1 pseudogene is annotated in these 268 nt (G+C 29.9%); it reads right to left on the bottom strand.

Annotated features, from left to right (window positions below):
* Positions 1 to 268, bottom strand: a pseudogene (locus tag ELQ12_RS10895) (hypothetical protein); the annotation flags it as partial.

Genomic DNA, 268 nt, shown 5'->3' with positions numbered 1-268 from the left:
TGTTCGTTTTTAACTTCCTCTTTTTCAACTACAACTATCGTATCAACTGATTCTTCTTGAAGTTTCAAAGGAATGTACAAAACTACCCTTTGCTTATAAGCTGCAGGAATAATCATCTTTTGAAGATTATAATTATCTTTGATGATTTTCAATTCACCATTAATAATGTGTCCTATGAACCTATCATTTAGTTTTTCACAATTTCAGGTAATCGCTCTTTTCTCTCAAAAAGATGCAAATGATTTACCCTAAAATCCAATTTACTATC

This window comes from Campylobacter sp. US25a (assembly GCF_004379075.1).
Taxonomy (GTDB): Bacteria; Campylobacterota; Campylobacteria; order Campylobacterales; family Campylobacteraceae; genus Campylobacter_D; species Campylobacter_D jejuni.
This window is presented reverse-complemented; position numbering and strand designations above follow the sequence as displayed.